General features: G+C 39.7%; 7 protein-coding genes. All 7 read left to right on the forward strand.

Annotation, left to right across the window (positions count from 1 at the left end; translation table 11 throughout):
* The first annotated feature begins 341 nt into the window (after positions 1 to 341).
* Positions 342 to 1,166 (forward strand): sensor histidine kinase, encoded by an 825-nt coding sequence (locus GT674_RS17400; protein WP_302025150.1) that lies wholly within the window; start codon positions 342 to 344, stop codon positions 1,164 to 1,166.
* A gap of 27 nt (positions 1,167 to 1,193) precedes the next feature.
* Entirely contained in the window at positions 1,194 to 1,814 is a 621-nt protein-coding gene (locus GT674_RS09755) for a response regulator (protein ID WP_161285508.1), read from the forward strand.
* 411 nt (positions 1,815 to 2,225) lie between these two features.
* Positions 2,226 to 2,993 carry a ParA family protein gene (locus GT674_RS09760; protein WP_161285509.1) on the forward strand — a complete coding sequence of 256 codons (768 nt, stop codon included), beginning with the start codon at positions 2,226 to 2,228 and terminating at the stop codon, positions 2,991 to 2,993.
* On the forward strand, positions 2,993 to 3,931 hold the full coding sequence (locus tag GT674_RS09765; protein ID WP_161285510.1) for a ParB/RepB/Spo0J family partition protein: 939 nt from the start codon (positions 2,993 to 2,995) through the stop codon (positions 3,929 to 3,931). The genes GT674_RS09760 and GT674_RS09765 overlap by 1 nt, the downstream gene beginning before the upstream one ends.
* A gap of 12 nt (positions 3,932 to 3,943) precedes the next feature.
* Positions 3,944 to 4,477, forward strand: a complete 534-nt coding sequence (locus GT674_RS09770; RefSeq protein ID WP_161285511.1) for a DUF4446 family protein — start codon at positions 3,944 to 3,946, stop codon at positions 4,475 to 4,477.
* 63 nt (positions 4,478 to 4,540) lie between these two features.
* Positions 4,541 to 5,836: a serine--tRNA ligase gene (gene serS, locus GT674_RS09775; RefSeq protein WP_161285512.1), complete on the forward strand. Its 1,296-nt coding sequence runs from the start codon at positions 4,541 to 4,543 to the stop codon at positions 5,834 to 5,836.
* 18 nt (positions 5,837 to 5,854) lie between these two features.
* Positions 5,855 to 6,724, forward strand: coding sequence for a DUF3881 family protein (locus GT674_RS09780; protein WP_161285513.1), 870 nt, complete (start codon positions 5,855 to 5,857; stop codon positions 6,722 to 6,724).
* Positions 6,725 to 6,961: the final 237 nt, after the last annotated feature.

Raw genomic sequence — 6,961 nt, forward strand, 5'->3', positions numbered from 1 at the left:
GCAGGGGAATATATTATAATGATTCTGAACAGAGATGTTTTTACGTGATTGTTTGCAGCAGTATCAATAAAATAGTGAGGAATTGAGTGATGAGGTATTTTCGAGATACAGGAATACTTTTTCTGGGAGGAATCCTGCCATTATGTACACTCGGCCTGAACAGAGGGCTGATACTGGCAATGTTGGAGACAGTGATATTAATATGTGGCAGTTACTTCTTTGACAGGAAATACACCAAAATCTTATTATGGAGTATATTTGCGGTATCATTTTTTGTAATGCCGGAAATAAGATTGTTCTGTCCCGTATTGATCTATATTCTCGTAAGAGAACAGGAGACGGTGACGACACTTTCAGGAGGGGTTCTGGGAACAATAATACTGATAAAAAATGATACATCTTTGCCAATAATGACAACTATATTACTGATTATAGAGGCTTTAGCGTGGATATTAGCGACTGATGCAATAAAGTGCGATAAAATGTACTTTGAAATAAGAAGAATAAAAGATGACAGCGAAGAACGTACCCTGCTTCTTGCAGAAAAAAATAAAGCATTGCAGGAAAAACAAAATTATGAAATTTATGCGGCAACACTTCGTGAGAGAAACCGAATTGCCCGCGAAATCCATGATAATGTAGGACATTTGCTTTCAAGGACTATCTTATTAACCGGTGCGGCAAAGACCGTAAATCGGGACAAAAATATGGAAAGTCTGCTGGAAGGACTGGATACATCTCTTAATTCTGCTATGAACAGTATACGCTCAAGCGTACATAATCTTCATGATACATCTGAAAATCTCAGAGAGATAATAGAGGGACTTACAAAGGACTTTGAAAATTGCACGGTGGAATATGATATGTCCGAAATAATACCCAATAACATCAAATACTGCTTTGCGGTCATTATAAAAGAAGCACTGTCGAATGTTATAAAACATAGTAATGCAACAGCCGTAAAAATAGTACTTAGAGAGCATCCGGCATTGTATCAGCTTTGCATCGAAGATAATGGAAAAGGATATTCAGAAAAGGAAGCAGACAGCGAAGGCATAGGATTAAAAAACATGCAGGAACGGGTAACCTCGCTTGGAGGAACCTTGCAGATCAATGGGGAAAATGGATTTCGAATATTTGCCGCAATTCCAAAACAACAGGACTAGAACAGTAAAAATGAGGGAAAAATTAAGATGAAGATAGTAATTGTAGATGATGATTGTCTGGTGACAGAAGCGTTGAAGACGATCTTGCAGATCAATGGGGATGTTGAGGTGATTGCAACTGGAATTGATGGAGAAGATGCGTGCAGACTGTACAGACAGTATTGCCCGGATGTACTGCTGATGGATATTCGGATGAAAGGAATGAATGGATTGGAGGCTTCTGAACACATCCTGCAGGAATGTCCAGAGGCAAAAATCCTGCTTTTGACGACATTTCTGGATGATGAATATATAGTAAGAGCACTTCGATTAGGGGCAAAAGGATATCTTCTGAAGCAGGATTATGCCAGTATTCTTCCAGCACTGCAGGCAGTAAACTCCGGACAGACGGTTTTTGGGAAAGAAATCGTATCTAAGATACCAGAGCTGATCAGGAAGGAAGAAAAGTTCGATTACAGCAGTTATGGAATCAATGAACGAGAACAGGAGATTATCCGGTTGATCGCAGATGGATACAGCAACAGAGAAATTGCGGCAGAGCTGTTTTTGAGTGAAGGAACTATCAGAAATTATCTGAGTACCATATTGGATAAACTGCAATTAAGGGACAGAACTCAGGTAGCGGTATTTTATTATCAACACAGGTGAATAATTATAAAAAAAATATACAATTATGTGGAAAAAGTGCCAGCCAGGGTCCGAATACAGGGAAAAAATAGTGCGATGAAGCAGATAGAGGGAAAAATAGAAAGATAAAAGAGAATATCAGGTATCAGAGAAAAGAACAGTAAAAAACAAATGTGTTTGTAGAAAAGACAAAAAATGAGAATCTCCTGACAAATATATATTATGTAAACTAAAAACGATTAATGTGTTTCACATTATGTTTCACGTGAAACATTTTATAAGTGCTATAAGACAGAACAGCTGCTATAGAAATATATGCTTGTAAAAATTTTCCTAAATTTTTAATGTTTCACGTGAAACATTGTGTGGAACAATAATGATAAAAGTGCTATAATTGATTAGTCGCGAATGATTTTGAAAGGAGGATGAACTTTGGGAAGAATTATAGCAGTAGCCAACCAGAAAGGCGGAGTTGGAAAGTCCACAACTGCAATCAATCTTTCTGCATGCCTTGCCGAAAAAGGGAAAAAGGTTCTGGCAATTGATATTGACCCACAGGGAAATACAACCAGCGGATTGGGCGTAGACAAAAATGGTGTAGAAAATACTCTGTATGAACTGCTTCTTGGAGAGGCCGATGTCAAAAAAACAATTGTAAAAGATGTGGTAGAAAACCTGGATTTAATTCCATCCAATATAAATTTATCCGGTGCAGAAATTGAACTGATCAACATGGATGATAAAGAGTATATTCTGAGAAAAATAACAGAAAAGCTCAGAAGAAAATACGATTACATCATCATGGATTGCCCACCGTCATTAAACATGCTGACGATCAATGCTCTGACAGCAGCAACATCAGTTCTTGTACCGATTCAGTGTGAATACTATGCACTGGAGGGACTCTCACAGTTAATACATACAATCGACCTTGTAAAAGACAGATTAAATAAGAAGCTTGTGATGGAAGGTGTAGTATTTACTATGTACGATGCAAGAACCAATCTGTCATTGCAGGTGGTTGAAAACGTTAAGGACAATCTCGAGCAGAATATTTACAAAACCATTATTCCAAGAAATGTCAGACTTGCAGAAGCTCCGAGTTACGGACAACCTATCAATCTGTACGATTCAAGATCAGCCGGAGCAGAAGCATATCGCCTTCTGGCTGAAGAAGTGATCAACAGGGAGGATAAATAATGGCAGGAAAAAAATCAGGACTTGGAAGAGGTCTGGATGCTTTCTTTCCGGAAAAGACTTCACAGGAAAAGCCCAAAACGGTAAGAAACTCCAGAGCAAAGACGAATACCGTAAGAGAAAAGACAACAGAAACCGAACCGACCGTAAAAGGTGAAACACTTGTCAAGATTTCAAAAGTAGAGCCAAATCGTGAACAGCCACGCAAGAAATTTGACGAAGATGCACTCCTTGAACTGTCTGAATCAATCAAGCTGTACGGAGTTTTGCAGCCCCTGCTCGTATCTGACAAGAAAGATTATTATGAAATCGTTGCCGGTGAAAGAAGATGGCGGGCAGCGAAGATGGCAGGTCTGAAAGAGATTCCAGTAGTGATCAAAGAATTTTCCGCTCAGGAAATCGTAGAAATATCACTGATAGAGAACATTCAGAGAGAAGACCTGAATCCTGTTGAAGAGGCAATGGCATATAGACGCCTGATCGATGAATTTAAACTGAAACAGGATGAGATCGCAGAGAGAGTATCCAGGAGCAGAACCGCTGTAACAAACTCTCTTCGCCTTTTGAAGCTGGATGCAAGAGTACAGCAGATGATGGTAGATGAGATGATTTCAGCAGGACATGCCCGTGCACTTCTTGGAATTTCAGATGCTGAAAAGCAGTATTCTGTGGCAATGCGGATCTTTGATGAAAAACTCAGCGTAAGAGAGACAGAAAAACTGGTAAAAACCATCCTGAATCCATCAAAGAAAAAAGAAACCGGGACAGGTAATTCAGCAGAGGATGCAATCTACGAGAAACTCGAAGAAAAAATGAAGAACATCACAGGAACGAGAGTATTTATTCACAGAAAGAAGAACAATAAGGGAAAGATAGAAATTGAATACTATTCAAGGGATGACCTGGACAGAATCATAGATTTATTTGAATCTATCAGATAAAAGGGGTATTATATGAGTACAATTTTTGATAGTATTGGTATTGATCCTGGAATTGTTATTATCGTGTTGCTTATTGTAGTTCTCGTGCTGATCGGAACAACTATAAGCAGCAACATGAGATTAACCCGACTGGAGCGAAAATACAAAATGTTTATGAAGGGAAGCGATGCACAGTCATTGGAGAAAACCTTCGTTCGAAAATTCGCACAGATCGATCATCTGTATGAAACAAAAGAAGAACATGAACAGGCAATACGCACTCTGGCAAAACATTTCAAACTGCTTTACAGTAAATATGGCGTCGAAAAATACGATGCATTTGATGATGTTGGAGGTAAACTGAGTTTTGCACTGGCATTACTGGACAGAGAAAATACAGGAGTGATCCTCAATGCTGTCCACAGCCGCGATAACTGCTTCCTTTATTTAAAAGAAATCGTAAAAGGTGAATCCTATGTGATGCTCAGTCAGGAAGAAGTAGAGGCACTCCGTAAGGCAGTAAACTTTGGACTTGGTGAAGTCAATGAAAAGAAAAAAGAAAAATAATCGTAACTGTGAGGGTACTGAACAGTTACAAATAATCAATCATTTATTTTCAGGAGGAGAAAAATGTTAGATATTAAATTTGTGAGAGAAAACCCGGAAGTAGTAAAACAGAATATCAGAAATAAATTCCAGGATAGCAAACTGGAGCTGGTAGATAAAGTTATCGAATTAGACAAAGAAAATCGAGAAATCAAACAGGAAGTAGAAGCTCTCAGAGCAGAAAGAAATAAAATCTCCAAACAGATTGGTGCTCTGATGGGACAGGGAAAACGCGAAGAAGCAGAAGAAGTTAAGAAACAGGTTGCTGCATCCGGTGCAAGAATTGATGAACTTTCTGCAAGAGAAAAAGAAGTAGAAGAAGAACTTCTCAAAAACATGATGGTTATTCCAAACATTATCGATCCGTCCGTACCGATTGGAAAAGATGACAGCGAAAACGTAGAAATCGAGAGATTCGGCGAGCCGGTAGTTCCGGATTATGAAATCCCATACCATACAGAGATTATGGAAAACTTTGACGGAATTGATCTGGACAGCGCAAGACGTGTTGCAGGTAATGGCTTCTACTATCTGATGGGAGATATTGCAAGACTTCATTCCGCAGTTATTTCATATGCCCGTGACTTTATGATCAACCGTGGATTTACTTATTGTGTACCTCCTTTCATGATCAGAAGCAACGTTGTAACAGGCGTAATGAGTTTTGCTGAGATGGATGCAATGATGTATAAGATTGAAGGCGAAGATCTGTATCTGATCGGAACAAGTGAGCATTCCATGATCGGTAAATTCATCGATCAGATCGTTCCGGAAGAAGAACTTCCAAAGACACTGACAAGCTACTCTCCATGCTTCCGTAAAGAAAAAGGTGCACACGGACTGGAAGAAAGAGGCGTTTATCGTATCCATCAGTTTGAAAAACAGGAAATGATCGTTGTCTGCAAACCGGAAGAAAGCCCGATGTGGTTTGAAAAACTGTGGCAGAATACAGTTGATCTGTTCCGTTCCCTGGATATTCCGGTTCGTACACTGGAATGCTGCTCCGGTGACCTGGCAGACCTTAAAGTAAAATCCCTCGATGTAGAAGCATGGTCTCCAAGACAGAAGAAATACTTCGAAGTAGGAAGCTGCTCCAACCTTGGTGATGCACAGGCACGTCGTCTGAGAATCCGTGTAAATGGAAAAGATGGTAAGAAATATCTTGCACATACACTGAACAACACCGTAGTAGCTCCTCCGAGAATGCTGATCGCATTCCTGGAAAATAACCTGAACGCTGACGGATCCGTAAATATTCCGGAAGCACTGCAGCCATATATGGGCGGTATGAAGAAAATTGAAAAAAAGACCCGCGCATAAAGGAATGGAGGTATACTTTTGCACAGTTATTTAAAGGCGGTCGGTTTTTCCAAGATAAAGAAACGTACCGAGATGAAAGAAATCATTCTGGATGTTATACGCAACTACGATGAGAAAAATCTGGTAGAAGATCATCCGGATGGTACTTTTGCTGAATTCTCCAAGTGCTATGGATACGACTGCGGAATTACTGTTTGTGGTCAGTACGACGATGATAACAGGTTTCACGTGGAATATTATTATCCCTTCTTCAGAGGAAATGGGATTACGACAAATGAACCGGTGACAGTAGAGAGATATGCAGATAAAGAAGCTTTTGCGGGTGCCTGTGATGATCTGAGAATAGGAATTACTCTGATTTTTTACTTACAGAACGGTGCAAAATATATGCTGGAGAAGCATAAAGATAATGTTTTGAATAAACCACTGACCTTATCCGGTCTGGCAGATGAGGGACGAATTCTTCTTCCTGTTTTGAAAGATAAAGAAGCAGTAAAAGTAGAACAGGAGACCAGCAAGAATCGTAGTTCCCTGATCGAGGCAGCCAGAAATGGTGATGAAGAAGCAATGGAAAGTCTTACAATGGAAGATATGGACACGTACTCCATGATCTCCCATAGAATTGTAAACGAAGATATTTTTACAATTGTAGATTCATACTTTATGCCTCACGGAATTCAGTGTGACCAGTATGGAATTCTGGGAGAAATCCGGGAAATACATCATACTCGCAATGAGATGACAAATGAGGAACTGATTCAGATGACCGTAGAGAGCAATAACATGCAATTTGATATCTGCATGAATAAAAAAGATCTTCTGGGTGAACCGGCTGTCGGAAGGCGCTTCCGCGGAAACATCTGGCTTCAGGGACAACTGCATTTCTAGAAAAAGGAAGATATCCCAGACCCTGAAAAGAATATTAAGCAATTACTGTTTTAACAAGATATAACAAGGATTCTCCCACCTCTATAGGTGGTGAGATGAATTGCAAACAAGAAAATGAACGGCAGTGGAGGGCGGAGAGAAATCGGTATCCCCCACTGATATGAGGCAAATCACAGTCAGCATGTTGCTGACATGTCAGACTCTGTGAAATTACCGACTGTGAGTTGAAACAAAATA

The sequence above is a fragment of the Blautia sp. BIOML-A1 genome (assembly GCF_009883055.1).
GTDB lineage: Bacteria > Bacillota > Clostridia > Lachnospirales > Lachnospiraceae > Blautia_A.

Coding starts and splice junctions, on each gene's coding strand:
- GT674_RS09765 (WP_161285510.1), top strand. CDS start 2,993: ATGGCAGGAAAAAAATCAGGACTTGGAAGAGGTCTGGATGCTTTCTTT.
- GT674_RS09755 (WP_161285508.1), top strand. CDS start 1,194: ATGAAGATAGTAATTGTAGATGATGATTGTCTGGTGACAGAAGCGTTG.
- serS (WP_161285512.1), top strand. CDS start 4,541: ATGTTAGATATTAAATTTGTGAGAGAAAACCCGGAAGTAGTAAAACAG.
- GT674_RS09770 (WP_161285511.1), top strand. CDS start 3,944: ATGAGTACAATTTTTGATAGTATTGGTATTGATCCTGGAATTGTTATT.